This is a genomic window from Brevundimonas sp. GW821-FHT10E09 (genome assembly GCF_058809375.1).
Map to the genome: position 1 here is coordinate 16,686 of NZ_JBXASO010000003.1, position 25,011 is coordinate 41,696.

26 protein-coding genes are annotated in these 25,011 nt (G+C 66.8%); 21 read left to right on the top strand and 5 right to left on the bottom strand.

Annotated features, from left to right (window positions below):
• Position 1: 1 nt before the first annotated feature.
• The gene (locus tag AC1RSI_RS03415; protein ID WP_154725518.1) at positions 2 to 1,156 is read right to left on the bottom strand and encodes a bifunctional 2-C-methyl-D-erythritol 4-phosphate cytidylyltransferase/2-C-methyl-D-erythritol 2,4-cyclodiphosphate synthase; all 1,155 of its coding nucleotides are present in this window, start codon (positions 1,154 to 1,156) and stop codon (positions 2 to 4) included.
• A 93-nt stretch (positions 1,157 to 1,249) separates the two neighbouring features.
• On the opposite strand from AC1RSI_RS03415, the gene dusB reads away from it, so the two are divergent.
• From dusB to AC1RSI_RS03455, 8 genes are all read left to right on the top strand, one after another.
• Positions 1,250 to 2,305, top strand: a complete 1,056-nt coding sequence (gene dusB, locus AC1RSI_RS03420; protein WP_035305946.1) for a tRNA dihydrouridine synthase DusB — start codon at positions 1,250 to 1,252, stop codon at positions 2,303 to 2,305.
• Entirely contained in the window at positions 2,302 to 4,569 is a 2,268-nt protein-coding gene (locus AC1RSI_RS03425; protein ID WP_008264243.1) for a sensor histidine kinase NtrY-like, read from the top strand. The genes dusB and AC1RSI_RS03425 overlap by 4 nt, the downstream gene beginning before the upstream one ends.
• Before the next feature lie 10 nt (positions 4,570 to 4,579).
• Positions 4,580 to 5,986, top strand: coding sequence for a nitrogen assimilation response regulator NtrX (gene ntrX, locus AC1RSI_RS03430; RefSeq protein ID WP_008261747.1), 1,407 nt, complete (start codon positions 4,580 to 4,582; stop codon positions 5,984 to 5,986).
• Positions 5,986 to 6,849 (top strand): D-amino-acid transaminase, encoded by an 864-nt coding sequence (locus AC1RSI_RS03435; protein WP_035305949.1) that lies wholly within the window; start codon positions 5,986 to 5,988, stop codon positions 6,847 to 6,849. Before ntrX ends, AC1RSI_RS03435 begins: the two co-directional genes overlap by 1 nt.
• Positions 6,850 to 6,858: 9 nt before the next feature.
• The gene (locus tag AC1RSI_RS03440) at positions 6,859 to 7,620 is read left to right on the top strand and encodes a class I SAM-dependent methyltransferase (protein ID WP_052004741.1); all 762 of its coding nucleotides are present in this window, start codon (positions 6,859 to 6,861) and stop codon (positions 7,618 to 7,620) included.
• A 157-nt stretch (positions 7,621 to 7,777) separates the two neighbouring features.
• Positions 7,778 to 8,023, top strand: a complete 246-nt coding sequence (hfq, locus tag AC1RSI_RS03445; protein WP_003164861.1) for an RNA chaperone Hfq — start codon at positions 7,778 to 7,780, stop codon at positions 8,021 to 8,023.
• Positions 8,024 to 9,337 carry a GTPase HflX gene (hflX, locus tag AC1RSI_RS03450; RefSeq protein WP_154725517.1) on the top strand — a complete coding sequence of 438 codons (1,314 nt, stop codon included), beginning with the start codon at positions 8,024 to 8,026 and terminating at the stop codon, positions 9,335 to 9,337. It abuts the gene before it with no gap.
• Between the two features lie 3 nt (positions 9,338 to 9,340).
• On the top strand, positions 9,341 to 10,981 hold the full coding sequence (locus AC1RSI_RS03455) for a Na+/H+ antiporter (protein ID WP_008263971.1): 1,641 nt from the start codon (positions 9,341 to 9,343) through the stop codon (positions 10,979 to 10,981).
• A gap of 3 nt (positions 10,982 to 10,984) precedes the next feature.
• Here AC1RSI_RS03455 and AC1RSI_RS03460 read toward each other — a convergent pair whose 3' ends face one another.
• Genes AC1RSI_RS03460 through AC1RSI_RS03470 form a run of 3 tightly spaced genes read right to left on the bottom strand, consistent with a single transcriptional unit; the run spans position 10,985 to position 13,808 of the window.
• Positions 10,985 to 11,641, bottom strand: a complete 657-nt coding sequence (locus AC1RSI_RS03460) for an HAD family hydrolase (protein WP_052004742.1) — start codon at positions 11,639 to 11,641, stop codon at positions 10,985 to 10,987.
• A gap of 8 nt (positions 11,642 to 11,649) precedes the next feature.
• Positions 11,650 to 12,444 carry a nucleoside triphosphate pyrophosphohydrolase gene (gene mazG, locus AC1RSI_RS03465; protein ID WP_081836087.1) on the bottom strand — a complete coding sequence of 265 codons (795 nt, stop codon included), beginning with the start codon at positions 12,442 to 12,444 and terminating at the stop codon, positions 11,650 to 11,652.
• Positions 12,441 to 13,808 carry an MFS transporter gene (locus AC1RSI_RS03470; RefSeq protein WP_008260614.1) on the bottom strand — a complete coding sequence of 456 codons (1,368 nt, stop codon included), beginning with the start codon at positions 13,806 to 13,808 and terminating at the stop codon, positions 12,441 to 12,443. Before AC1RSI_RS03470 ends, mazG begins: the two co-directional genes overlap by 4 nt.
• 136 nt (positions 13,809 to 13,944) lie before the next feature.
• On the opposite strand from AC1RSI_RS03470, the gene AC1RSI_RS03475 reads away from it, so the two are divergent.
• The 4 genes from AC1RSI_RS03475 to ygiD all read left to right on the top strand — a co-directional run bounded on the left by AC1RSI_RS03475 (position 13,945) and on the right by ygiD (position 16,697).
• The gene (locus tag AC1RSI_RS03475; RefSeq protein ID WP_040350061.1) at positions 13,945 to 14,802 is read left to right on the top strand and encodes a D-alanyl-D-alanine carboxypeptidase family protein; all 858 of its coding nucleotides are present in this window, start codon (positions 13,945 to 13,947) and stop codon (positions 14,800 to 14,802) included.
• On the top strand, positions 14,778 to 15,236 hold the full coding sequence (locus AC1RSI_RS03480; RefSeq protein WP_040349512.1) for a hypothetical protein: 459 nt from the start codon (positions 14,778 to 14,780) through the stop codon (positions 15,234 to 15,236). The genes AC1RSI_RS03475 and AC1RSI_RS03480 overlap by 25 nt, the downstream gene beginning before the upstream one ends.
• A 95-nt stretch (positions 15,237 to 15,331) precedes the next feature.
• On the top strand, positions 15,332 to 15,934 hold the full coding sequence (gene wrbA / locus AC1RSI_RS03485; RefSeq protein WP_008258668.1) for an NAD(P)H:quinone oxidoreductase: 603 nt from the start codon (positions 15,332 to 15,334) through the stop codon (positions 15,932 to 15,934).
• Between the two features lie 4 nt (positions 15,935 to 15,938).
• Entirely contained in the window at positions 15,939 to 16,697 is a 759-nt protein-coding gene (gene ygiD, locus AC1RSI_RS03490; RefSeq protein ID WP_081836088.1) for a 4,5-DOPA-extradiol-dioxygenase, read from the top strand.
• Between the two features lie 5 nt (positions 16,698 to 16,702).
• On the opposite strand, the gene AC1RSI_RS03495 is transcribed toward ygiD, so the two are convergent.
• Positions 16,703 to 18,256: an AMP-binding protein gene (locus AC1RSI_RS03495; protein WP_154725516.1), complete on the bottom strand. Its 1,554-nt coding sequence runs from the start codon at positions 18,254 to 18,256 to the stop codon at positions 16,703 to 16,705.
• Between the two features lie 171 nt (positions 18,257 to 18,427).
• On the opposite strand from AC1RSI_RS03495, the gene lipA reads away from it, so the two are divergent.
• From lipA to AC1RSI_RS03540, 9 genes are all read left to right on the top strand, one after another.
• Positions 18,428 to 19,390 carry a lipoyl synthase gene (gene lipA, locus AC1RSI_RS03500; protein ID WP_008262283.1) on the top strand — a complete coding sequence of 321 codons (963 nt, stop codon included), beginning with the start codon at positions 18,428 to 18,430 and terminating at the stop codon, positions 19,388 to 19,390.
• 7 nt (positions 19,391 to 19,397) lie between these two features.
• Positions 19,398 to 19,850: a type II toxin-antitoxin system RatA family toxin gene (locus AC1RSI_RS03505; RefSeq protein WP_008260691.1), complete on the top strand. Its 453-nt coding sequence runs from the start codon at positions 19,398 to 19,400 to the stop codon at positions 19,848 to 19,850.
• Complete coding sequence (locus AC1RSI_RS03510; protein WP_035305962.1) at positions 19,847 to 20,962, top strand: NAD(P)/FAD-dependent oxidoreductase; 1,116 nt, start codon at positions 19,847 to 19,849, stop codon at positions 20,960 to 20,962. Before AC1RSI_RS03505 ends, AC1RSI_RS03510 begins: the two co-directional genes overlap by 4 nt.
• The gene (locus AC1RSI_RS03515) at positions 20,959 to 21,519 is read left to right on the top strand and encodes a sugar O-acetyltransferase (RefSeq protein WP_230307523.1); all 561 of its coding nucleotides are present in this window, start codon (positions 20,959 to 20,961) and stop codon (positions 21,517 to 21,519) included. The genes AC1RSI_RS03510 and AC1RSI_RS03515 overlap by 4 nt, the downstream gene beginning before the upstream one ends.
• Positions 21,516 to 22,040: a GNAT family N-acetyltransferase gene (locus AC1RSI_RS03520; protein WP_035305964.1), complete on the top strand. Its 525-nt coding sequence runs from the start codon at positions 21,516 to 21,518 to the stop codon at positions 22,038 to 22,040. Before AC1RSI_RS03515 ends, AC1RSI_RS03520 begins: the two co-directional genes overlap by 4 nt.
• A 145-nt stretch (positions 22,041 to 22,185) precedes the next feature.
• Complete coding sequence (gene rpmF, locus AC1RSI_RS03525) at positions 22,186 to 22,368, top strand: 50S ribosomal protein L32 (protein ID WP_035305966.1); 183 nt, start codon at positions 22,186 to 22,188, stop codon at positions 22,366 to 22,368.
• A gap of 109 nt (positions 22,369 to 22,477) precedes the next feature.
• The gene (locus AC1RSI_RS03530; RefSeq protein ID WP_035305967.1) at positions 22,478 to 23,095 is read left to right on the top strand and encodes a hypothetical protein; all 618 of its coding nucleotides are present in this window, start codon (positions 22,478 to 22,480) and stop codon (positions 23,093 to 23,095) included.
• Between the two features lie 89 nt (positions 23,096 to 23,184).
• Positions 23,185 to 24,462, top strand: coding sequence for a phosphopyruvate hydratase (eno, locus tag AC1RSI_RS03535; RefSeq protein ID WP_154725515.1), 1,278 nt, complete (start codon positions 23,185 to 23,187; stop codon positions 24,460 to 24,462).
• Between the two features lie 139 nt (positions 24,463 to 24,601).
• Positions 24,602 to 24,901 carry an FtsB family cell division protein gene (locus AC1RSI_RS03540; RefSeq protein WP_035305970.1) on the top strand — a complete coding sequence of 100 codons (300 nt, stop codon included), beginning with the start codon at positions 24,602 to 24,604 and terminating at the stop codon, positions 24,899 to 24,901.
• Positions 24,902 to 25,011: the final 110 nt, after the last annotated feature.

Consider the following 25,011-nt stretch of genomic DNA (forward strand, 5'->3'; position numbering starts at 1 on the left):
TTCAGGCGGAAACGGGCGTCTCGACCGTCGCAACCGCCTGGGCGGCCAGGCCCTCGCCCCGGCCGGTGAAGCCCAGACCCTCGGTCGTGGTGGCCTTGACGCTGACGGCGTCCAGCGGGAGCGCCAGAAGGCCGGCGATCCGTTCGCGCATGGCCTGGCGGTGCGGCTTCACCTTGGGGCGTTCGCAGATCAGGGTCACGTCAACATTGACGATCCGACCGCCGCGCGCGGCGACAAGCTGGGCGGCGTGCAGCAGGAAGAGGTCGGAAGACGCGCCCTTCCACTTCGGATCGGTCGGCGGGAAGTGATCGCCGATGTCGCCCTCGGCGATGGCGCCGAGAAGCGCGTCGGTCAGGGCGTGCAGACCGGCGTCCGCGTCGGAATGGCCGATCAGGGTCTGGTCATGCGGCACCTCGATCCCGCAGAGCCAGACCGAACCGCCCGGACCCCAGCGGTGGACGTCATAGCCGGAGCCGATCCGGGTCTGGTAGCGGGTCTGTTGCGACAACAGGGCCTCGGCCATGGCGAAATCCTCGGGATAGGTCAGTTTCATCAGACGGGGATCGCCCTCGACCAGGGCGACGCGGCCGCCGTGGCCTTGGACGACCGCGGCTTCGTCGGTCGGGGCCTCGGTTCCGGTCCAGGCGGCGTAGGCGGCTTCTATCGTATCGCGCCGGAAGGCCTGAGGCGTCTGGGCCCGCCACAGGCCGTCGCGTTCGACCACGCCCGCCATCAGGCTGTCTGCCCCGCGCCGCAGGCTGTCGGCCACGGGCAGGGCGGGCAGGGCGCCGTCGGCATGGTCCAGGGCCGCGATAAGCCGGTCGATGACGGCGCGGTCCAGCAGGGGGCGGGCGGCGTCATGGATCAACACCGGTCGGTCGGGGCAGCAGGTGAGGGCCGCAAGACCGGCGCTGACCGACGCGGCCCGGACGCCGCCGCCCGTCACGGTCCGCCAGTTCGACAGGCCGGCAAGGGTTTCGGCCGCGCGGTCTTCGGCGCCGGCAGCCACCACGACCACCAGCTCGTCGGCGCCGGCGTTCAGCAGCGCCTCAGCCGACCAGCGCAGCACGGGCTTGCCGCCCAGGGCGCGCCACTGTTTGTCGCCGCCTGCGCGCGAACCGGATCCGGCCGCGACGATGATGCCCGAGAAACTCATGCCGGCCTTCTAGAGCGCGCCGTCGCGCGACGAAACATCAATCCGCCGCCGTCAGGCTTGACGAGGGGGTGTTGGATGCTGCGAAAGGCGCGAATGGCCAAGACTTTACAGATCGGCGACGTGACCGTGCCCGGCCAGGTGCTGATGGCGCCCATGACGGGCGTGACCGACCTGCCGTTCCGTGTGCTCGCCTCGCGGCTGGGCGCGGCCTATGTGGCCACCGAGATGGTGGCGGCCAAGGAGCTGGCGCGCGAACGGCCCGACGTGGTGCGACGCGCGGCGGTCGGCGCCGGCCTGCCGCTGACGGTGATCCAGCTGGTCGGGCGCGATCCGGGCCAGATGGCCGAGGGCGCGCGGATGGCGGAAAAGGCGGGCGCGGATATCGTCGATCTGAACTTCGGCTGTCCGGCCAAGGAGGTCACGGGGTCGGCCGCCGGCTCGGCCCTGATGCGGACCCCGGATTTGGCCTGTCGCATCATGGAGGCGGCGGTCCAGGCGACCAGCCGGCCTGTGACGGTGAAGATGCGGCTGGGCTGGGACGACGACAGCCGCAACGCGGCCGAACTGGCGAAGCGGGCTGAAGAGATCGGGGTCAGGGCGGTGACGGTCCACGGCCGCACGCGCAAGCAGTTCTATACCGGCGTGGCCGACTGGGCGGCGGTGGGCGAGGTCAAGGCGGCGGTCGGCATACCGGTCATCGTCAACGGCGACATCACCACGGCGGAAGCGGCCCGCCAGGCCCTGGCCCAATCGGGCGCCGACGGCCTGATGCTGGGGCGGGGCGTCTATGGACGGCCATGGCTGGCGGCCCACCTGGAGCGGGCGCTGATCGACGGGGTTTCGCTGGATGAGCCGGGGCCAGAGGCGCGACTTGGGATTGTCGTCGAGCATTTGCGGGCATCGGTGGAATTCTACGGACTCCCGCTGGGGCTGCGTATGTTCCGCAAACACCTGGGCTGGTACATTGAGCAGGCGCCCTGGCCGGCTGATCCGCAACACCGCCGCGAGGCAAAGGCAATAATTTGCCGTCTGGATGAGCCTCTGGCCGTCGAGGCGGCGATGGCGGATCTTTGGCGCGAAATTTTGCCGAAGATGAACAAGTCGGATGTTGAAGATGAGCCACAGTTAGTGGACACTGCTGTGGCATGACGGATACGCCTTCACCTGCGGCCTCTTCAACCGACACCGTGTCGGTGGATGAGTCGTTCTGGGGGCGTTTCGACGCGGAACGCGCCCGGGCGGGGTTCGGGTTCGCCTATTTCATCGCGGTCGTCATAACCGCCGCGGCGGTTTGGCTGGTGGCGGCGGCGCCCGGTGCGACATCCGGCACGGCGCGGGGATCGACCAGCCAGGCGGTGCTGTTCGTCCTGCTGGCCAATCTGGCGCTGATATCGGGTCTGGCCTTTATCGTCGGGCGACGGGTCCTGGCCCTGGCGCGCAGCACGGGTGACGCGGGGTCGCGGCTGCACCTGAGGTTCGTCGCCCTGTTCTCCATGGTGGCCGTCGTTCCGGCGGTGTTGATCGCCCTGGTGTTCGGCCTGCTGGTGACGCGGGGCGTCGACCAGTGGTTCAGCCAGAATGTCCAGGCTTCGGTCGAGAACGGCGCTGTGGTCGGGCGCGCCTATATCCGGGATGTCGCCACGACGGTGGACGCGGATCTGGTGACGATCTCCGATCAGCTGGATAGCGCACGCGGCCTGTTCGACGACCGGATCCAGTTCAATGACGCCCTCGCCCAGGTCGGGGAGATTTTCGGCTATCCCGCCATCTACATCCTGAATGGCGACGGCCAGGTTCTGGCGCGCGCGGAACGGCCCGACGCGCCGCCTTATCTGGCGCCCCCCCGGACCTATCTGGAGGACGCGGCCCAAGGTGGAGAACCGCCGACCGACGTGACGCAGAACCCCGACACGGTTCGATCCATCATCGCCCTGCCGGCCTATGGCGACGCCTATCTCTATCTGGTGCGGCCCCTGCAAGATGGGCTGGTCGCGCGGATGAACGCCTCCATCCAGTCGATCGAAGCCTATCGCGAGGCCCAGGAAAGCCGGTCGCGGATCCAGTCGGCCTTCATCCTCAGCTATCTGGAGACGGCGCTGCTGGTTCTGGTCGGCGCCGTATGGCTGGGCATGTCGGCGGCCAGCAGCATCTCCGCCCCGATCGGGCGTCTCGTGCAGGCGGCGGACCAGGTGGCGGGCGGCGATTTCAGCGCCCGTGTGGACAGCCAGGGCGCCCCGGCCGAAATCGCTTTGCTTTCCGACGCCTTCAATCGCATGACCGGTGATCTTCAGGCGCAACAGACCGCGTTGAAGGCGGCCAGCGACGACGCCCAGAACCGCAGCCGGTTCATCGAGACCGTGCTGTCGGGCGTCAGCGCCGGGGTTATCGGCCTGGACCGGCGTGGGCGGGTTTCGGCGATCAACGACAGCGCTCTGCAACTGCTGCACATCGAAGAAGACGAGGTTCTGGGCCACGAACTGGCAGCGCTTTCGCCCGAGCTGAGCGACCTGGTCGGCCGGGTCGAGGCCCATATCGAAGAAGACATCGATGTCAGCCGCGGCGGCGAGACCCAGAGACTGCGGGTCCGGATCGAGGGCGGGCAGGGCGGCGAGATGGTCCTGACCTTCGACGACATCACCCGGCTGGTCACCGCTCAACGCAACGCCGCCTGGCGCGACGTGGCCCGTCGTATCGCCCACGAGATCAAGAACCCGCTGACGCCGATCCAGCTCTCGGCCGAACGGCTGAAACGGAAATATCGCGACAAGGTGGACGAGGTCGAGATCTTCGACCGCTGCACCGACACCATCATCCGTCAGGTCGGCGATATTGGCCGGATGGTGGACGAGTTCTCGTCTTTCGCCCGTATGCCGGCGCCGCGCTTCGGCTCGGCCAATCCGGCGGAGATGCTGCGCGAGGCCGTGTTTGCCCAGCGGGTCGCCGCCGCTGACATCGTCGTGGATATGGACGAGCCCCTGCCCAAGGCCACGCTGCGTTGCGACGCCCGCATGGTGGGCCAGGCCCTGATCAATATTCTGAAGAACGCAGGCGAGTCCGTCGCCGCTCGCCGTCTGGCGGCCGGGGAAGACGCGGCGTCAGAGGCCGAGGGCATAATCGCCTCCCTGGTCGTTGAAAACGGCACGGCGACCTTCGTGGTCGAGGACGACGGGGTCGGCCTGCCGGCCAAGGACCGCGACCGTCTGACCGAACCCTATGTCACCACGCGCGAGAAGGGCACGGGCCTGGGCTTGGCCATCGTCAAACGCATTTGCGAGGACCACGGCGGCGAGCTGAAGCTGGCCGACGCCGAGACCCTGCGCGGCGCGCGGGTGTGCCTGATTTTTCCCTTGAAACCCCACGGCAAGACCGGCGACGTGACGGAGCGCAAGCTCCAGACCGTCGTCGCCGAATAAGCGAGGCAAGATGCGACCTACCGGTTCCGACATTCTGGTCGTCGATGACGAGGCGGACATCCGCGATCTGGTTTCGGGCCTGCTCGAGGACGAGGGGCACGCCGTGCGCGTAGCCGCCAACTCCGACGAGGCCCTGGCTGCTATCCGCGCGAGGAAGCCGTCGCTGGCGATCCTCGACATCTGGATGCAGGGCGGCGGTCTGGACGGGCTGGAGCTGCTGGAGGTGGTCAAGGAGATCGACCCCGACCTGCCTGTGGTAATGATCTCGGGGCACGGCAATATCGAGACGGCGGTGACGGCCCTGAAGCGCGGCGCCTATGACTTCATCGAAAAGCCGTTCAAGTCTGACCGACTGGTGGTCGTGGTCGAAAGGGCCATCGAGGCGGCGACGCTGAAGCGCGAGAACCGCCGTCTGCGGGCCCAGACGATGACCCCGTCAGGTCTGATCGGCCGGTCCCAGGCGGCCCAGGCGTTACGGGGCACCATCGCCAAGGTGGCCCAGGCCAACAGCCGCGTCCTGATCGCCGGGCCGGCGGGATCGGGCAAGGAACTGGTCGCGCGTCAGATCCACGAGGCCAGCCCGCGCGCCCGGGCCGAGTTTGTCGCCATTTCGGCCGCCGGGATGACGCCGGAGCGGCTGGACGTCGAACTGTTCGGAGAGGAAGGCCAGGACGGCCGTCCGCGCAAGATCGGCGTGTTCGAACGCGCCCACAACGGCACCCTGTATCTGGATGAGATCAGCGACATGCCGCGTGAGAGCCAGAGCCGCATCCTGCGCGTTCTGGTCGATCAGCGGTTCCGTCGCGTCGGCGGCGAACAGGACGTGCAGGTCGATGTGCGGGTCGTGACCTCGACCTCACGCGACCTGAAGATCGAGATCGCCGAGGGTCGGTTCCGCGAGGATCTGTTCCACCGTCTGAACGTGGTGCCGATCCGGGTGCCGGCCTTGTCGGAACGGCGCGAGGACATCACCGAACTGGTGGAATATTTCGTCGATACGATCAGCGCCTCGCAAGGCCTGCCGCGCCGCATCATCGGCGATGACGCCGTGGCGGTTCTGCAAGTCCATCCCTGGCCGGGCAATATCCGTCAGTTGCGCAACAATATCGAACGGCTGCTGATCCTGGCGACCGGTGATCCGAACGAACCGATCACCGCCGACATGCTGCCGCAGGAGGTGGCGACGTCGAACGGAGGCTCCTCGAACCTGGGGGCCGAACGCACCATCGCCCTGCCGCTGCGCGAGGCGCGGGAAGTGTTCGAGCGGGAGTATCTGGCGGCCCAGATCATGCGGTTCGGCGGCAATATCTCGCGCACCGCCGCCTTCATCGGCATGGAACGCTCGGCCCTGCACCGTAAGTTGAAGTCGCTGGGGGTCTCGCCGGCCCGCGGTGGAGAAGAGGAAGATCCAGCCTGATGTCCCGCGTCGCCTATGTCAACGGAACCTACAGCCCGCATGGCCAGGCCGTGGTCCATATCGAGGATCGCGGCTTCCAGTTTGCCGACGGGGTCTATGAGGTCTGGTCGGTGTTCGACGGACGGCTGGCGGACTTCGACGGCCATATGATGCGCCTGCACCGCAGCCTGAACGAACTGCGCATCGACATCCCCATGTCGGTGGCGTCCCTGACGCGGGTGCTGCGCGAAACCGTCCGTCGCAATCGGGTGAGGAACGGCATCGTCTATCTGCAGGTCACGCGCGGCACGGCGCGCCGCGATCACCCATTCCCCACGCCGGGCACGCCGCCCAGCGTCATCGTCACCGCCAAGTCGATCTCGCCGGCGCGCGGAGAGGCGCAGGCGCAGAAAGGGGTCGCCGTCCTGACCCAGCCCGACATCCGTTGGGGGCGGTGCGACATCAAGACGGTCGGGCTTCTGCCCAACATCCTGGCCAAACAGGCCGCGCGCGAGGCCGGCGCCTATGAGGCCTGGCTGGTGGACGATATGGGCCTGGTGACCGAGGGCTCCTCGACCAACGCCTGGATCGTGGATGAGCACGGCAAGCTGCGGACCCGCGACACCCAGGCCAACATCCTCAAAGGCTGCACCCGCACCAGCCTGATGGCGCTGATCAAGGAACATGGGGTCGAACTGGACGAGCGTCCGTTCAGCGTCGAGGAGGCCAAGCGGGCGGGGGAAGCCTTCTTCAGCGCCGCCGGCGCCTTCGTCACCCCGGTGATCTCGATCGACGGAACCAAGATTGGCGACGGCAAACCTGGGCCCATCACGCTGAAGCTGCGCCAACTCTATCTTGATCAGGCGCGCCGAGACGCCTTCTGAGGAACGATCATGTTCAAGACCTTGTTCGGTCGGCGCTCCGCAGATTCGACGCCGCGTGATACGGATGCCGACTGGGAAGAGATCGGTCGCACAAATCCCTACTACGGCGTCCTGACGGATCAGCGCTTCAAATCAGACAATTTGACTGAAGAGGCCTTGGCGGACTTCTTTCGGACCGGTGTGGAAGGGGTCGAGTACGAGGCTAACCGGCTGAGGGCGCGCTATCCCGACTTCGCACCAAAATCCGCGCTTGATTTCGGCTGTGGCGTCGGCCGGCTGACGCGCGCCTTGGCCGTCGTTACAGGCGACACGTTTGGCGTCGATATCTCGGATTCAATGCTGGCTGAGGCGCGTCGCAATGTGCCCGCCGGGGCAACGTTCGGCCGTGATCTGCCCGACCGGGCCTTCGACTGGATCGTCTCACAGATCGTCTTTCAGCACATACCGCCAGAGCGCGGGTACCCTCTGCTGAAGGCTTTGATGGCGCGATTGGCGCCGGGCGGGTTCGTCACGCTTCAGTTCGCTCTCTATCGCGATCCGCGTCATGCGTCCGTTCCCGGGGGGCGCATCGTCATGGGCGAGGACTTCACCACGGTCTCCAATGTCAAAGCTCTGCGCAATCTGGCCAAGGGCGAGATGGTGATGTTCGATTACGATCTGACAGTAATCTCTGCGATCTTGTTCGCCGCAGGGGTGACGGACATTGAACTGTCCCATACGGACCATGGAGGCTTCCATGGGGCGTCCGTTCGCGGCCGTCGCACGGCTTGATCGCTCTTGAAGAGCAGCTGCATAGCGACCAACTAGAAAAACCGGTCCTCGACCGTTGCGGGTGTCGATAGGCGGCGTCTAAGGTCGCCTCCGGCCGCCATCCGGCCCCGACGCCGCTCCCTCGGCGACGAACAACCAAGAACAGGAAAAACCTGCCATGTCGCAAGACAAACGTCAGAACCTTCAGGACACCTTCCTCAACTCGGTCCGCAAGACCAAGACGCCGCTGACCATCTTCCTGGTCAATGGGGTCAAGCTGCAGGGTATCGTGACCTGGTTCGACAACTTCTGTGTGCTGCTGCGCCGTGATGGCCAGTCCCAGCTGGTGTACAAGCACGCCATCTCCACCATCATGCCGTCCGCGCCCGTGCAACTGTACGAGCCCGACGCCGAAGAAGACTGATTGACCAGCAAACTGATCGACCACGCCGTCCCGCTGATCCGGGCGGTCGTCATCCATCCCGACCGACGCTCAGACAGCCCTCGGCTGGCAAGCGAGCGCCTTGAGGAAGCCGTGGGCCTCGCCCGCGCGCTGGACCTTGAGGTGCGCGCTGAAGAGATCGTGCGACTGCGTGGAACCACGCCTGCCACCCTGTTCGGAAGCGGCAAGGTCGAGGAACTGGCCGCCCTGGTCCGCGCGGCCGATGCCGAGGCGGTCATTATCGACGACGCCCTGACGCCGGTGCAGCAACGCAATCTGGAGAAGGCGTGGGAGGTGAAGGTCATCGACCGCACCGGCCTGATCCTGGAAATCTTCGGACGCCGCGCGCGCACCAAGGAAGGCCGGCTTCAGGTCGAACTGGCGCGGCTCGACTATGAGCGGTCGCGCCTGGTGCGGACCTGGACCCACCTGGAGCGACAGCGCGGCGGCACCGGCTCGACCGGCGGTCCCGGCGAAACCCAGATCGAGCTGGACCGGCGTCTGATCGCCGACCGGATCGTGCGGCTGAAGGCCGAGTTGGAAGAGGTGCGTCGCACGCGTGGCCTGCACCGCAAGCAGCGCCAGAAGGTTCCGTTCCCGACCATCGCCCTGGTCGGCTACACCAACGCCGGCAAGTCGACCCTGTTCAACCGGCTGACGGGATCCGAGGTCTTCGCCAAGGACCTGTTGTTCGCCACCCTGGACACGACCCAGCGAACCATCCGCCTGCCGCAGGGCCGGCCGGCCATCGTGGCGGACACCGTCGGCTTCATCTCCGATCTGCCGCATGAACTGGTCGAAAGCTTCCGCGCCACCCTGGAAGAGGTGGGCGAGGCCGATCTGATCCTGCACGTCCGCGACATCGCCTCGGCCGACAGCGACGCCCAGGCCAAGGACGTCGAGACGGTGCTGAAACAGATCGAGACCCCCGAGGGCAAGACCCGACGCGTGCTCGAGGTCTGGAACAAGATCGACCTGCTGGACGAAGAGGCGCGCGAGGCCGTGCTGGGCCAGGCCGAGCGTCTGGCGAAGACGGGCGAGGCGGTCGCCGTCTCGGCCTGGACGGGCGAGGGAATCGAGCCTCTGCGCCAGACCATCGCCGGCCTGATCGACGACGATCCCGAGACCCGGCTGACGCTGGCGCCCGACCAGGGCGAGGCCCTGGCCTGGCTGTATGAACACGGCCGGGTGGTCTTCCGCGACACGGACGACGCCGGCCGCACTCACGTCACGGTCAGGCTTCACCCTGCAGCCTTGGGGCGATTCGAGCGTCTGTATCCCGACCTGGCTGACTGACCTATGCATCTGATCGAGACCGTCCTGCTGCTGCTTCTGGCCGTCGTGGTGTCGGGCTCGGTCGCGCGGATCACGCGCATCGCCTTGCCTTTGGTGCAGATCGGCCTGGGGGCCGCCATCGTGCTGGCGACAGGCACGACGGTGGATCTGGAGCCGGACATCTTCTTCCTCCTGTTCCTGCCGCCCCTGCTGTTTCTGGACGGCTGGCGCATCCCCAAGGAGGCGCTGTTCCGCGACCGGGCGGTGATCCTGGAGCTGGCCCTGGGCCTGGTCCTGTTCACCGTCATCGGTCTGGGCTTCCTGATCTGGTGGATGATCCCGGAGATGCCGCTGGCGGTGGCTTTCGCCCTGGCCGCCATCCTGTCGCCGACCGACCCCATCGCGGTTCAGGCCATCGCCGCCCGGGCGCCGATTCCGAAACGGCTGATGCACATCCTGGAGGGCGAGTCGCTGTTGAACGACGCCACCGGCCTGACCTGCATGCGGATCGCGGTGGTTGCGGCCACGACCGGCGCCTTCTCGATCGGCAGCGCCATCGGATCCTTCGCCTGGCTGGCCCTGGTCGGTGTGGTGACAGGGGTTCTGGTCACCATGGCCATCAGTTACGCCAAGGGTTTCGTCAGTCGCCGCTGGGGCGAGGACGTCGGGGCTCAGATCCTGGTCAGCCTGCTGATCCCCTTCGCCGCCTATCTGGTCGCTGAAGAACTGCACGCTTCCGGCATCCTGGCGGCGGTGGCGGCGGGCGTGACCATGAGCTTCACCGAGCGGGGCGGCGGGATCGGAGGCCAGTCCCTGGCCATGACCCGAATTCGGCGCGGCGTAGTTTGGGACACGGTCCAGTTCGTCGCCAACGGCATCATCTTCGTCATCCTGGGCGAACAGATGCCGTCGATCCTGGCGCGGGCGGCCGAGGTGGTGCGGGGCACCAGCCGGCCGGAAGTCTGGTGGCTGGCCGTCTATGTGTTCGCCATCGTCGCCGCCCTGGCGGTCATGCGGTTTGTCTGGGTCTGGACCTCGCTGAAGCTGACCCTGTTCCGACGGCGCCATCGCGGCCCGCCCGCCAAGGTCGGGTTGCGCCTGACCCTGGTGATGTCGCTGGCGGGCGTGCGCGGGGCCATCACCCTGGCGGGCATATTGACCCTGCCGTTCGTCCTGGGCGACGGATCGCCGATGCCGTCGCGCAACCTGGCCATCTTCCTGGCGGCGGGGGTGATCATTGTTTCTCTGCTGGTGGCGACCTTCGCCCTGCCGCGCCTGATGAAGGGGGTCGAACTGCCGCCCGAACCGTCGCAGGAACGGGAGGAGGACCGGGGCCGTGTCGCCGCCGCCTCGGCCGCCCTGCGCGCCGTCGAGGACGCCTCCCACGCCATGGCCGAGGGCAAGACCAACCCCGATCTCTATTCCGATGTCGCCAGCCGGATCATGGAAGTCTATCGCCGCCGCATCGAGACCCATACCCGCACCGACGAGGACGACGCGGTCGTGGCGCGCAAGATCGACGCTGTGGAACGCCGACTGTGGCTGGCCGGTCTGGCGGCCGAGCGAGAAGAACTGGGGCGGTTGGCGCGGGCGCGTCAACTGGACGAGGTCGCCGCGCGCAAGATGATCCGTGAAGTGGATTTGCAGGAATTGCGGTATCTTTAGCGGTCAGCGATCCATGAACGCCGCGACCGCCGCGTAGCTGTCGGCGATGTGGTGGGCGCCGCGCGCCACCAGGCGGTCGGCGTGGCCGTCGCGGATATGGCCGCCGGCGGTCAGGCCGACCACCGTCATGCCGGCGGCGACGCCCGCTGTGACGCCCGCCTCGCTGTCCTCGATCACCAGGACGCGGGCCGGATCGACGCCCATGCTGTCGGCGGCGTGCAGGAAGATGTCGGGGTGCGGCTTGCCGCGCTCGACCACCAGGCCGGTGAAGACGGCGCCGTCGAAATGATCGGTCAGGCCGAACAGGTCCAGGCCGACGCCGATCCAGTCAGGGCCGCTGGACGAGGCGATGCAGCGGGCCTCGGACCGGGCGGCGACGAAGTCGATCATGCCGGGGACGGGCTTCAGATGGATCGGCGCGCGGGCGCGGCAGGTGGCGAACCAGGTGGTGTGGAAGTCCTCGGGGCAGAGCCGGCCCAAGGCGGCTTCGACCGCCGGCCGGTTGTCGCGCCAGCGCTTGCCCGTATAGGCGGCCAAGACGTCGTCCAGGCTGGTCGGCAGGCCGATGGCGGTCAATTGCTCGGCCATGACGGTGCTGTTCAGCACCTCGCTGTCGGCGACGACGCCGTCATAGTCGAAGATGATCAGGTCGTAGGGCATGCGCGGGCTCAGGATGGGGAGCCGGCCTTCTCGGCGACCTTTGCGGCGTCCCAGAGGCGGTCCATCTCCTCCAGCGTCGATTGGTCGGGCGTGCGGCCGTCCTTGGCCAGTTCCGCCTCGATGAAGCCGAAGCGACGCACGAACTTGGCGTTGGTGGCGCGCAGGGCGTCCTCGGGCTCGACGTCCAGCTTGCGGGCCAGGTTGGCCACGACGAACAGCAGGTCGCCCATCTCCTCGCGCGCCTTGGCCATGTCGCCGGCCGCGATCTCGACGCGCAGTTCCGCCACCTCTTCGGCCAGTTTGTCGAACACCTCGTCGGTCGAGGGCCAGTCGAAGCCGACGCGGCCGGCGCGCTTGGTCAGTTTGGCGGCGCGGGTCAGGGCGGGCAGGCCGACGGGGACGTCGTCGAGGGCGCCGGGCTTCTTGCGGTCCTTGCGCTCGGCGGCCTTGATGGTTTCCCAGGCGACGGTCTGTTCTTTCGAGGTGCGCTGGGCTTCGTCGCCGAAGACGTGGGGGTGGCGGCGTTCCAGCTTGTCGGCGATGGCCGTGACTACGTCGTCGAAGGCGAACAAGCCCTGTTCCTCGGCCATGCGGGCATGGAAGATGACCTGGAACAGCAGATCGCCGAGTTCGCCCTTCAGCTCGTTCAGGTCGTTGCGCTCGATGGCGTCGGCGACCTCATAGGCCTCTTCGATCGTATAGGGGGCGATGGTGGCGAAGGTCTGCTCCACGTCCCAGGGGCAGCCGCCGTCCGGGTCGCGCAGCCGTTCCATGACGCCGAGCAGGCGGTCTATCGGTCTCACAGGCGCACCGCCGTCGGTTCGGCATCGCGCGCATCAAGCTTCTCACGGATGGCGTTGTGGCGGGCCTGGGTCAGCGGATAGTCCTTCAGCACCCAGCCGGCCAGGACGAGCAGTACGCCGGGCACGGCGATGAACAGGATCTGCAGCGTCAGCAGCGCGGTCTCGCTGTTGCCCGCTGGGCCCGGAAGGGCGCGGAAGCCGACCTCCTGAAGGATGAAATAGGGGATCAGAGCGGCGACGTGGCCGATCTTGGTCGTCGCCGACAGGATGGACAGCATCAGGCCGGTGCGATCGACGCCCGTCTTGAACCGCTCCTCGTCGCCGGCGTCGGCCATCATGGCGCGGGTCAGGAACAGGCCGGCGGCATAGGGCAGGCCCGCTATGAACATGACCACGGCCGTCAGGGCGAAGTTGCCGCCGGGGACGAGCGTGGCGCCGACATAGAGGACAGCCGAGACGAGGCTGGCCACGGCCAGGCCTCGGTCCTTGCCGACACGGGTGGCGAACCAGGCCCAGAAGGGCGCGCCGCACAGGCCGGCGATGAAATAGACCAGCATGAACAGACCGGCCTGGGTGTGATCATAGCCCCGGACCTGGCCGAAGAAGAAGAACAGCAGCGAACCGGTGATGCCGGGCGCCACGCCGAGCAGCAGGTCCGAGATGAGAAGTTTCCGCACCGTCTTCTGGCCCAGCAGGGACAGATAGGCGCCGAGGCTTCCATGCGGCTGGTCCCCCTTGGTCACTGGTTCGGGCACCACGAACATGGCCAGGCCGATGGTGACGGGCAGGGCGATGACGATGGCCCAGCCCATGATCCGCACGCCGTCGGCGTAGTCGCCGATGCCCGTCTTCACCACGATGGTCGGCAAGACGAGGATCAGCACGACGCCGATGATGTTGAACACCTGCCACCAGCCGTAGACGCGGCTGCGCTGATCATACTGGGGCGCGAGGACGGCGGCCCAGCCCAGTTGGCCCAGGGTGCCGATGGAGAAGCCGAGGTAGAGGAACAGCAGCCAGCCGAACAGATAGAGAGGCGGCGCGCCGGGCTGGACCACGACGAACATCATGAAGGCGGCTAGCATCAGCATCGGCGTCGAGATCGCCATCCAGGGGCGGTAGCGGCCAAACCGGGTCCTGGTCTTGTCCATGCCCCAGCCGATGAAGGGGTCGAAGACGATGTCGATCAGACGCACGGCCATGAAGACGGCCGCGACCACGCCCAGCTCGAGCCCGACGTAGGTGGCGTAGAATTCCGGCAGAGTGACGGGCAGGGCGACGCCGAAGGCCGCCAGCGGCAGGCAGGGGCCGGAGAAGGCGGCGAGCACGGCGTTGGAGCGACGGGGCGCGGCGGCGACGGTCATGCAGCGGGTCCGGAACAGCCCGGATGAGTCGGGCCGGTTCACCATCGCAGCTTTACGGACGGACGCGGAGTCGGATTTGGGCGCTGCGGTCTCTCTGTGCTTGCTCCAGCGACCGGCTTGGGGCTTGCTGTTCGGCATGTGGCGAAACCTTATTGCCTTTCTGTCGGTCTGTTTCGTCCTGGCTGCGGCCGGCGGCGCGCGTGCGGCTGGACCCTGTCACACCAATGCCGACGTCTGGGGCGGACAGGCCCTGGTCAACGCCGCCTCGGCTTACGCGATGGAATGGACCCCGTTCGGGGCGACCGAATGGGGGTGGCGGACCTATGTTCCCCTGATCCAGCGCGAACTGCACACGACTTGCGGTCCGGGCACGCCGATCTTCGCCTCGCAACTAGCGGGCTTCCAGCAGACCCATGGCCTAGCGCCGACCGGCCTGTTCGATGCGTCGACCTTTCAGGTCCTGCGGGGGCTGTGGCAGGAGCGTCGACCGTTCGTCATGGCCCGCACCCGCCAGGAATGCCCCGACCCGCCGCCGATCAACCAATTGGGCTATCTGGTCGAATCCGAGGAACACGCTGACCGGCTGACGCGCCTGTTGCGACGCGACGTTCTGGACGCCTATCGCCGGATGGTCGCCGCCGCCCGCGCCGAGGTTCCCGAGGTCGCGGCCGATCCCGAACTGCTGCAAATTTTTTCCGGCTTCCGCGATCCAGAGGCGGACGCCGCGCGCTGCGCCCAGCAGGGCAATTGCGACGGCCTGCGCCGCGCCGTCTGTTCGCCGCATCGGACGGGGACGGCGGTCGATCTCTATGTCGGTCAGGCGCCGGGGCGTGGGGTCGATTCGACCGCGGCCGCCAGCCGCGAACATATGGCGCGGTCGGCGACCTATCGCTGGCTGGTCGCCAACGCCGGGCGGTTCGGGTTCGTACCCTATGTCTATGAGCCCTGGCATTGGGAGTATGTGCGACCGTGGGATCCATCATTCGCGCCTTGACCGAAGGGGAGGCCAGCCTGGCGCGTGAGGCGTTCGGTTCGGCGCTTCGTCTGGATCGAATCCGGTTGATCGCCTGGCCCTTCGGGCGCGCCTTCGTCGCCGGCCGCTGGTTCGGGCGCGACTGGATCGTCTGGCCCAGACGGGCGTTTCAGACGGACTTCGGCCAGGCGTCGCAGCAGATTCAAGGCGTGCTGGTGCACGAACTGACCCATGTCTGGCAGGCGCAGCAGGGGGTGAATCTGCTGTTCGCCAAGCTGAAGGCGGGCGACAGCGCCGCCGCCTACGCCTATTCAGCCGATCCGGACTGCCGCTGGGATTCGCTGAATATCGAGCAGCAGGCCATGGTGATGGAGCATCGTTTTCACGGCCTGCGCGGCGGCGAAACGCCCGGGACCCGCGCATTCTATGATGCGGTTTGTCCCTTCGTGCGGTGAAACCCGCCCGAGGGCTTGCAAGGGCAGGATGGACACGCCAAGTTAGCAACGGTCGTTGTTGCGAATGACGGCCTATCATTCAATGGAGCCTCCCCATGCCCAAGATTCTCGTCCTCTATCACTCCACCTACGGTCATATCGAAGCCATGGCCGAAGCCGTCGCCGAAGGCGCGCGCGAAGTCGAAGGCGCCGTCGTCGACATCAAGCGCGTGCCCGAACTGGTGCCGGACGAACTGGCCAAGGCGTCGGGCTACAAGCTGGATCAGGCGGCCCCCATCGCCAAGGTCGAGGATCTGGCGAACTATGACGCGATCATCATCGGCGCCGGCACCCGCTTCGGCACCGTCGCCTCGCAGATGCGCAACTTCCTCGATCAGACCGGCGGCCTGTGGTTCAACGGCGCCCTGGTGGGCAAGGTCGGCGGCGCCTTCACCTCGACCGCGACCCAGCACGGCGGCCAGGAAACCACCCTGATGGGCTTGGTTCAGACCCTGATGCATCACGGCCTGATCGTGGTCGGCCTGCCCTATGCCTTCCAGGGCCAGATGAATATGGACGAGATCGTCGGCGGCAGCCCCTATGGCGCCACCACCCTGACCAAGGGCGACGGCTCGCGCATGCCCAGCCAGATCGACCTGGACGGCGCCCGCTTCCAGGGCAAGCACATCGCCGAGATCGCCAAGAAGCAGTTCGGCTGATCCGATGCGCCAGCCCGCCGTTTTCTTTGGCCACGGCTCGCCCATGAACGCGCTTGGCGGTCCCTTCGGGGCCGCTTGGCGCGGGTTGGGTGAAGACATCGGCAAGCCCAAGGGGGTGGTGATGATCTCCGCCCATTGGGAGACGCGCGGGCTGGGCGTTACGGCGCAGGAACGGCCCGAAACCATCCATGATTTCGGGAATTTTCCGCCTGAGCTTCACGCGTTTCAGTATCCCGCCCCGGGCTCGCCCGAACTGGCGGCTCGGGTGGCGGAGCTGACGGGGGCAGTCCAGACGCAACAATGGGGCCTGGATCACGGGACCTGGTCGGTGCTGTGCCATGTGTGGCCGGACGCCGACGTGCCGGTGGTGCAGCTGTCTTTGAATCGCGAACTGACGGCGCGCCAGCATTATGAACTGGCCAAGGCCCTGCGGCCGCTGCGGGACGAGGGAATCGTCATCGCCGGCTCGGGCGACTTCGTCCACAATCTGCGGACCTGGAAGCGCCAGCCGGGGGCCGAGCCCTATAGCTGGGCGACAGGGTTCAACGAGGCGGTCAAACAGGCCTTTGTGGTCGGCGACCACGAAGCCCTGATCGACTGGGTCGGCCTGGCCGAGGACGCCCAGCTGAGCGTGCCGACTGACGAACACTACCTGCCGGTGCTCTATATCGCCGCCCAGCAGACGCCGGGCGAGCCGGTGTCCTTCTTCAACGACAGCATCGACGGCGGGTCGATTTCGATGACGGGGGTGCGGATCGGGTAGGGCGGTCAGGCCGCCTTTTCCGCCTCGACCATTTTCTGGATCGCGACATAGTCCGTCTTGCCGCTGCCCAGGACTGGAACCTCGGCGACCTTGACGATCTTCTTGGGCACGATCAGCTCGGGGGCGCCGTTCGTGCGGGCCCATTCGGCCAGGGGCGCGACCTCGGCCTCGGCGTGGTCAGTGACCAGGACCAGTTTTTCGCCCTTGCGGGTGTCGGGAATGGAGACGACGGCGTGGCGCTGGTCGGGCCAGACCGCGCCGGCGATGCCCTCGACTGCCGTCAGCGACACCATTTCGCCGCCGATCTTGGCGAAGCGTTTGGCGCGGCCCTTGATGGTGACATAGCCCTCGGCGTCCACATCGACGATATCGCCGGTGTCCAGCCAGCCGTCCTCGACCGGCGACCATTCCAGCGGCTCGGCCGAGGTGACGTAGCCGCTCATCACATTGGGGCCGCGCAGATACAGGCGGCCGCCGTCCGCGATGCCCTCCACCGGCTCAAGCTTCCAGTCGATGCCGGGCAGAATCTGGCCCACCGTGCCGGGGGCGTTGCGATCCGGGTGGTTGACGGCGACGACCGGCGAGGCTTCGGTTGCGCCGTAGCCTTCCAGCAGTTCGACGCCGCCGAATTTTGAGTTGAACAGGTTGCGGGTTTCCTGGCGCACCTTTTCGGCGCCGGCGACCACAAACTTCAGGGTGGCGAAGTCGTCCGCCTCGGCGACGCGGCCGTACTGGTTCAGGAAGGTGTCGGTCGCGAACAGGATCGAGGCCTTCACCTGGGGCAGCAGGTCGGTGATCTGTTTGGCGTGCAGCGGCGACGGATACTGGAAGGCCTTCAAGCCTTGAAGCAGCGGCAGGATGACCCCGCCGGTGAGGCCGAAACAGTGGAAGGTGGGCAGGGGATTGAACATCACCCATTCCGGCAGCAGGTCGATATGGGCCGCGACCTGTCGGGCGTTGGCGACCAGGTTCCTCTGGCTCAGCACCACGCCCTTGGGCGTTCCGAAACTGCCCGAGGTGAACAGGACCACGCCGGGCGCGTCCGGGTCGGTCTTGACGCGGAACCGCTTGGGCGCAACGCCGGCGCTGAGGCCGTACAGCTTGTCGGCCAGGCCGATGGTCTTGCGCACGTCATCCAGCCAGACGACCTCGGCCACCGTCTTCAGCTCAACGATCAGGTCGTCCAGCTTGGCCTGATCGATGAAGCGTTTGGCGGTCAGGACCTTCTTGACGCCCGAGGCCTTGATGGCCGCCTTCAGATTTGTCTCGCCCGCGGTGAAGTTCAGCATGACCGGCACGCGGCCGTGGGCGTGCAGGCCGAAGAAGGTGACGACCACGCCCATGGACGAGGGCAGCAGGATGGCGACCCGCTCGCCCGGATCGGTCATGTTCGCGATCTTGCGCCCCAGGACGAAGGCGGCGCGGATCAGGCCGGTGTAGGTGAGGGGGTGGCGATCCTGGTCCTCCAGAATTTCCTTATCCCCGAACCGGGCGCGCGCGTCGATCAGCGCGTCGATCAGCGTGGTGTCGTACAGCGAGGAATCCAGGGCCTGGCGCAAACGCGTCTCCTGCGGAGGGCGCGAGAGGCCCTCTCTGTTGTCGGGCGTCCGTCATTAATGACGCGACGGTGTCTTGAAAAGATAGGTTACGCGGCGTGAGTTCCCAAGCGCGCCATCATCTGTAACCGGCCGTGGCTTGCCATCGGGGCGCGGAAGGCCGAAATACCGGCCATGGTCACCCTGATCGACACCCTTCAGCGCAAGCCGTCGGAGCTGCGCCACCCCGAGAAACAGAACCGTCCGGAGTCGGTCGTTCTGAAAAAGCCCGACTGGCTGCGCGTCAAGGCGCCCGGCTCGGGCGAATACAACGCCACCAAGGACATCGTCCGCTCCAAGGGCCTGCACACGGTCTGCGAAGAGGCGGCCTGTCCGAACATCGGCGAGTGCTGGAGCCAGAAGCAGGCCACCCTGATGATCATGGGCGACACCTGCACGCGGGCCTGCGCCTTCTGCAACGTCAAGACGGGCCTGCCCCAGCCGCTGGACCCGGAGGAGCCGGGCAAGGTCGGGCTTGCGGTGTCGCAGATGGCCCTGAACCATGTGGTGATCACCTCGGTCGATCGCGACGACGTGGCGGACGGCGGCGCGGCCCATTTCGCCGAAGTGGTGCGCCAGATCCGCCTTCAGGCGCCGAAGACGACCATCGAGATCCTGACGCCCGACTTCCTGCGCAAGGACGGCGCCGCCGCAGTGATGATCGACGCCAAGCCCGACGTCTTCAACCACAACCTCGAGACCGTTCCGCGCCTGTATCTGAAGATCCGGCCGGGCGCCCGCTACTTCCATTCCCTGCGCCTGTTGCAGATGGTCAAGGAGCGCGACCCGGAACAGTTCACCAAGTCCGGGATCATGGTCGGCCTGGGCGAGACCAAGGAAGAGGTCATGCAGGTGATGGACGACATGCGGTCCGCCGGCGTCGACTTCATCACCATCGGCCAGTACCTGCAGCCGACGCGCAAACACGCCGCCATCGACCGGTTCGTCACGCCGGAAGAGTTCAAGGCCTATGAGGCGATCGCCCGGGCCAAGGGCTTCCTGATGGTGTCCTCGTCGCCGCTGACGCGCTCGTCGCACCACGCCGGCGACGACTTCGCCCGGCTGAAGGCCGCGCGTGAGGCGCAGCTGCGCCGCTAAGGTTCGAATGGCCGTCCACCGCGTAACGCGCATCCTTCCCTATGCGCCCGAACAGCTTGCCGATCTGGTCGCCGACGTGCGCGCCTATCCCGACTTCGTGCCCTGGGTCACGTCGATGCGGGTCTGGAACGAGCGGGCCGAAGGCGAGGGCGTCTCCGTGCTGGACGCCGAGGCCGGGGTGGGCTTCTCCTTCCTGAAGGAGCGGTTCTCCACCTGGGTCCGGCATGACCGGAACGCGCCCAAGGTCGAGGTCGGCCTGTTGCGCGGGCCGTTCAAACATCTGAAGAACCGGTGGGAGTTTTTCCCGCATCCCGACGGCGCGCGGCTGGAGTTCATGATCGACTTCGCCTTCAAGTCGCGGATGCTGGACCTGATGCTGTCGGCCAATTTCGACCGGGCGGTGGAAAAGCTGATCGGTTGTTTCGAGGGCGAGGCGAAGCGGAGGTACGGCGGCCGATGAGTTTCGATTTCGACGCGACCGTCGTGGGCGCCGGGGCCGTGGGCCTGGCCTGCGGGCGGGCGTTGTCGAAACGAGGGCTGACGGTGCTGGTGCTTGAGAAGGACGGCCACATCGGCCAGGGCGTATCGTCGCGCAATTCCGAGGTCATCCACGGCGGCCTCTATTATCCGTCCGGTTCGCTGAAGGCGCGCTTCTGCGTCGAGGGGCGGCGGGCGCTTTATGACTTCCTGGCCAGCCGCAAGATCGACCATCGGAAGTGCGGCAAGCTGGTCGTGGCCACGCAAGAGGCCGAGGTCCAGCGGATCGAGGCCATCTTCGAACAGGCGACGGCCAACGGGGTCGAGGGACTGGCGCATCTGACCGGCGCCCAGGCGCGGGCGCTGGAGCCCGAGCTGAATGCCCACGCCGCCATCCTGTCGCCCGAGAGCGGTCTGTTCGACAGCCACGGCTATATGCTGGCCCTGCAGGGCGAGATCGAGGACGCGGGCGGATCGGTCGTGGTGTCGGCCCCGTTCGAGGGCGCCGAATCGCTGCTGGGCGGCGGCTTCACGATCCGTGTGGGCGGGGAGGGGGCGATGGAGATCACCAGCCGCCTGCTGGTCACGGCGCCTGGCCTGTCGGCGCAGGCTGTCGCGGCGGCCGTCGAGGGCTATCCGGCTGGCGACATTCCCGCCGGCCATTTCGGCAAGGGCGTCTACTTCCGGCTGGTCGGCAAGGCGCCGTTCGACCGACTGATCTATCCGCCGCCGATTCCCGGCGCCCTGGGCACCCATTATCGCAAGGATCTGGGCGGCCAGGCGGTGTTCGGCCCCGACCTGGCCTATGTCGAGACCGAGGACTATTCGGTCGATCCGGCCAAGGCGGAGGTCTTCGCCGCCTATATTCGCCGCTTCTGGCCCGGCCTGCCCGACGGCGCCCTGACGCCCGACTACGCCGGGATCCGGCCGAAGCTGCATGGTCCGGGCGAACCGCAGCCGGACTTCCAACTGCACGGCGTCGAGCACCACGGGATCGAGGGGCTGATGGCCCTGTTCGGCATAGAAAGCCCCGGCCTGACCAGTTCGCTGGCGATAGGCGAGGCGGTGGCCAAGACCCTGACGAGCCCGTCGTGACCGAGCGCGAGAAGATGCTGGCGGGCCTGCCGTACAATCCGGGCGACCCGGACCTGCGCGACGGCCGCGCCCGCGCCGTGGGCCTGACCATCGCCATCAATACAGAGCCGGATCGCGACAAGCGCCGCGTCCTGGTCAATGAACTGGTGCGTGCCGCCGACGGCAGGGCGATCATCATGCCGGGCTTCTTCTGCGACTATGGCGTCAATATCCATTTCGGAGCGAACGCCTTCGTCAACGCCAACAGCGTCTTTCTGGACTGCGCCGAAATCCGAATCGGCGACAATTTTCAGGCCGGACCAGGGGTGCAGTTGTTGACGCCGGAACATCCGCTGGACGCCGTCGAGCGGCGAGGGCTGGAATCCGCTCGACCGATCACGATCGGCGACGATGTGTGGATCGCCGGCGGGGCGATCGTTCTGGCGGGCGTGACGATCGGCGATCGCGCCGTCGTCGGAGCAGGCAGCGTCGTGACCAGGGACGTGCCGCCCGACGTTGTCGTGGTCGGCAACCCGGCCAAGGTGGTCAAACACCTGACGCGGAACGCCGCGCAATGATCTCTCAACTCGTCACGCCGCGCCTGATTCTGCGACGGGCGAGGCCGGACGATGTCGATGATCTGCATCAGGTCTTTTCATCTCCGGAAGCGATGCGGTGGTGGTCGACCATGCCGCATGCGGCCAGGGAAAAGACGGCGGAGTGGCTGGAGAGCATGATCGCCGCCGCCCCGGAAACCAGCGACGATTTCGTCATTGAGGCGCAAGGCCGAGTCATCGGCAAGGCGGGGTTCTGGCGGCTGCCAGAGATCGGCTACATCCTGCATCCCGACTATTGGGGGCGAGGGCTGGCGAAGGAGGCGCTGACCGCCGTGATCGATCATGTCATGGTCACGCGGGATATCGATGCGATCACCGCCGACGTGGACCCCTCCAATGCGGCGTCCATTCGCCTGCTGGGGCGTTTGGGCTTCGAACAGACGGGGGCCGCCAGCCGGACCTGGCAGGTTGGGGGCGTCTGGATGGACAGTCTTTACTTCGGGCTGGACCGTGATCGCTGGAAGTCGCTCAAGACGCCTTGAAATCGTCGTGCGGTTCATGCATAAGCCGCGCCTCGCGTGGCGGCTCGGCGTTCTTCTCACGAAGGACCGGGGCCACCGCTATCGTTTTCGCGCTTGATCAGGCTTCGGCTCTGGGCGGCGCCCGACTTAGAAGATTGAGACGGACATGGCCGTTCCGAAGCGGAAAGTATCCCCCTCGCGTCGCAACATGCGCCGCGCCCACGACGCCCTGAGCTCGAACGTCTATGTCGAGGACAAGGACACCGGCGAGCTGAAGCGCCCGCACCACATCGACCTGAAGACCGGCACCTATCGCGGTCGCCAGGTCATCACGCCGAAGGAAGACTAGTCTTCCACGGCCCGGTTTCGACCGGACGAAGTTTATTACGGCGCGCGGTCACCCGCGCGCCGTTTTCGTGCGTTCTGTGCTGTGAAGCTTCTCAGAAGGACGCACGCCCATGATCCGTTTCGCCGCCGTCAGCGCACTTGCGCTGCTCACACTCGCCGCCTGTGAACGCCGTGACGACCCCGTGGCCCAGCCGCCTTCCGCTGCGGCTCCTGCGCCGGCCGAAGCGCCGCCGCCGCCGCCGGCCAATGCTTCGACCCTGACGGCCGATGGTCTGGGGGCGGCGCGAATCGGCATGACCCGCGCCGAGCTGGTCCAGGTCTGGGGCGAGGATTCCCAACCAAACGCCGTCGGCGGGGCCGATCCGGAGACCTGCGACGAGTTTCATCCGGTCGATGCGCCCAAGGATGTGCGCGTCATGATCCAGAACGGCGTGCTGACCCGTATCACCGCCGCGCGCGGCGCGACGATCAAGACCGACCGCGGGTTCGGCGTCGGCGACACGGGCATGGCGATCAAACAGGCCTATGGCGGCGCCGTTTTCGCCCAATCGCACAAGTATCAGTCGGCGCCGGCGGAGGACCTGTTCGTCTGGTCGCGCGGCGGATCGACGACCTATGTGACCGATCCGGCCGCGCGCGGGATCCGTTACGAGGTCGGCTCTGACGGCAAGGTGATGATGATCCACGCCGGCGATCCGTCCATTCAACTGGTCGAGGGCTGTTCCTGACGACCAAGGGCGACGCAGGCATTGGCGATTCGCGGGGAGACGTCTAAACCCCTCGGACCTGTTTTCCGCCTGAGCCAAAGAGCCGAGCCATGACCGACATCGCCGACATCGTCGCCCGCCAGATCCTCGACAGCCGGGGCAATCCGACGGTGGAAGTCGACGTGATCCTGGATGACGGCTCATTCGGTCGCGCCTCTGTGCCGTCGGGCGCTTCGACCGGCGCTCACGAAGCCGTCGAACTGCGCGACGGCGACAAGGATCTGTGGGGCGGCAAGGGCGTGCAGAAGGCGGTCGACGCCGTCAACGGCGAGATCTTCGACGCCCTGTCCGGCATGGACGCCGAGGATCAACGCCGTATCGACGAGGCGATGATCGACCTGGACGGCACGCCCAACAAGGCCCGTCTGGGCGCCAACGCCATCCTGGGCGTGTCCCTGGCCGCCGCCAAGGCCAGCGCCATTTCGGCCGGCCTGCCGCTGCACCGCTATATTGGCGGCGTCTCGGCCCGCGTCCTGCCGACGCCGATGATGAACATCATCAACGGCGGCGCCCATGCCGACAATCCGATCGACATCCAGGAGTTCATGATCCTGCCGACCGGGGCTGAGACCTTCACCGACGCCCTGCGCATGGGCGCGGAGATTTTCCACGCCCTGAAGAAGCAGCTGAAGGACGCCGGCCATAACACCAACGTCGGCGACGAGGGCGGCTTCGCCCCGAACCTGGCCTCGGCCGAAGAAGCCCTGACCTTCATCACCAAGGCGGGCCAGGCGGCCGGTTATCTGGCCGGCGAGGACTTCCACCTGGGTCTGGACGTCGCCTCGACCGAGTTCTTCAAGGACGGCAAATACGTCATGGCGGGCGAAGGCAAGACCGTCGACGCCGAGGGCATGGCCGCCTATCTGGTGGACCTGTGCGAGCGGTTCCCGATCGTCTCGATCGAGGACGCCATGGCCGAGGACGATTTCGACGGTTGGCGCCTGCTGACCGAGCGTCTGGGCGACCGGGTCCAACTGGTCGGCGACGACCTGTTCGTGACCAACCCCGCGCGTCTGGCCGCAGGCATCGGCGAGGGCCTGGCCAACTCCATCCTGATCAAGGTCAACCAGATCGGCACCCTGTCCGAGACCCTGGACGCCGTCGATATGGCCCACCGCGCCGGCTACACCGCCGTGATGAGCCACCGTTCGGGCGAGACCGAGGATTCGACCATCGCCGACCTGGCCGTCGCCACCAACTGCGGGCAGATCAAGACCGGCTCGCTGGCCCGCTCGGACCGGGTGGCGAAATACAATCAGCTGCTGCGCCTGGAGGAGATGCTGGGCGACCAGGCCGTCTATTTCGGCGACGGCATGCTGCTGCGCTAAACCTGTGAATTGTCGGCGAAGAATCAGCGTTCTTCGTCGACTTCCTTACGGTCAAGCTACATTTTGTTAGGCATTTTCGGGCACGGTTCCTGAACTGTGTTTTTCGCGCTCAGAAGGAGCGTCGGTCGTGCCCGAACGGATGAAACCTTACCGCCTGTCCCTCGCCCTGTTGTTGCTGCTCGCCTATCTGGGCGTTCAGGCTCTGACGGGCGAACGGGGGCTGCTGAGCGGATCGTCGCGTGACGCCCTGATGGGGCGGCGTGAGAACCAGCTCGCCCATCTCACAGAACAGCGCCGCGACCTTGAGACGCGGGTGCGCTATCTCCGCACCGACAGCCTGTCGAAGGACTTGCTGGAGGAGCGCGCACGCGCCGTTCTCGGCTTTTCGGACCCACGCGACTATGTGATCCGCGTTCCGGCGCAACCCGTTCAGGGATGAAAACCTTCGCCGCTTGAACTATTGTTACAGTCGAGCCCGCACCCCTTTGCGTTCCGGGAAGGAAGGCTGCTAAAGCCCCCTTCCGTAACGATAAGAAGGCGTCGCTTCCC

Bases quoted from the DNA above. Each gene is read 5' to 3' on its own strand.
- AC1RSI_RS03415 (WP_154725518.1), bottom strand. From the start codon at position 1,156: ATGAGTTTCTCGGGCATCATCGTCGCGGCCGGATCCGGTTCGCGCGCA.
- dusB (WP_035305946.1), top strand. From the start codon at position 1,250: ATGGCCAAGACTTTACAGATCGGCGACGTGACCGTGCCCGGCCAGGTG.
- AC1RSI_RS03425 (WP_008264243.1), top strand. From the start codon at position 2,302: ATGACGGATACGCCTTCACCTGCGGCCTCTTCAACCGACACCGTGTCG.
- ntrX (WP_008261747.1), top strand. From the start codon at position 4,580: ATGCGACCTACCGGTTCCGACATTCTGGTCGTCGATGACGAGGCGGAC.
- AC1RSI_RS03435 (WP_035305949.1), top strand. From the start codon at position 5,986: ATGTCCCGCGTCGCCTATGTCAACGGAACCTACAGCCCGCATGGCCAG.
- AC1RSI_RS03440 (WP_052004741.1), top strand. From the start codon at position 6,859: ATGTTCAAGACCTTGTTCGGTCGGCGCTCCGCAGATTCGACGCCGCGT.
- hfq (WP_003164861.1), top strand. From the start codon at position 7,778: ATGTCGCAAGACAAACGTCAGAACCTTCAGGACACCTTCCTCAACTCG.
- AC1RSI_RS03455 (WP_008263971.1), top strand. From the start codon at position 9,341: ATGCATCTGATCGAGACCGTCCTGCTGCTGCTTCTGGCCGTCGTGGTG.
- AC1RSI_RS03460 (WP_052004742.1), bottom strand. From the start codon at position 11,641: ATGCCCTACGACCTGATCATCTTCGACTATGACGGCGTCGTCGCCGAC.
- AC1RSI_RS03470 (WP_008260614.1), bottom strand. From the start codon at position 13,808: ATGACCGTCGCCGCCGCGCCCCGTCGCTCCAACGCCGTGCTCGCCGCC.
- AC1RSI_RS03475 (WP_040350061.1), top strand. From the start codon at position 13,945: ATGTGGCGAAACCTTATTGCCTTTCTGTCGGTCTGTTTCGTCCTGGCT.
- wrbA (WP_008258668.1), top strand. From the start codon at position 15,332: ATGCCCAAGATTCTCGTCCTCTATCACTCCACCTACGGTCATATCGAA.
- ygiD (WP_081836088.1), top strand. From the start codon at position 15,939: ATGCGCCAGCCCGCCGTTTTCTTTGGCCACGGCTCGCCCATGAACGCG.
- lipA (WP_008262283.1), top strand. From the start codon at position 18,428: ATGGTCACCCTGATCGACACCCTTCAGCGCAAGCCGTCGGAGCTGCGC.
- AC1RSI_RS03505 (WP_008260691.1), top strand. From the start codon at position 19,398: ATGGCCGTCCACCGCGTAACGCGCATCCTTCCCTATGCGCCCGAACAG.
- AC1RSI_RS03510 (WP_035305962.1), top strand. From the start codon at position 19,847: ATGAGTTTCGATTTCGACGCGACCGTCGTGGGCGCCGGGGCCGTGGGC.
- AC1RSI_RS03520 (WP_035305964.1), top strand. From the start codon at position 21,516: ATGATCTCTCAACTCGTCACGCCGCGCCTGATTCTGCGACGGGCGAGG.
- rpmF (WP_035305966.1), top strand. From the start codon at position 22,186: ATGGCCGTTCCGAAGCGGAAAGTATCCCCCTCGCGTCGCAACATGCGC.
- AC1RSI_RS03530 (WP_035305967.1), top strand. From the start codon at position 22,478: ATGATCCGTTTCGCCGCCGTCAGCGCACTTGCGCTGCTCACACTCGCC.
- eno (WP_154725515.1), top strand. From the start codon at position 23,185: ATGACCGACATCGCCGACATCGTCGCCCGCCAGATCCTCGACAGCCGG.
- AC1RSI_RS03540 (WP_035305970.1), top strand. From the start codon at position 24,602: ATGAAACCTTACCGCCTGTCCCTCGCCCTGTTGTTGCTGCTCGCCTAT.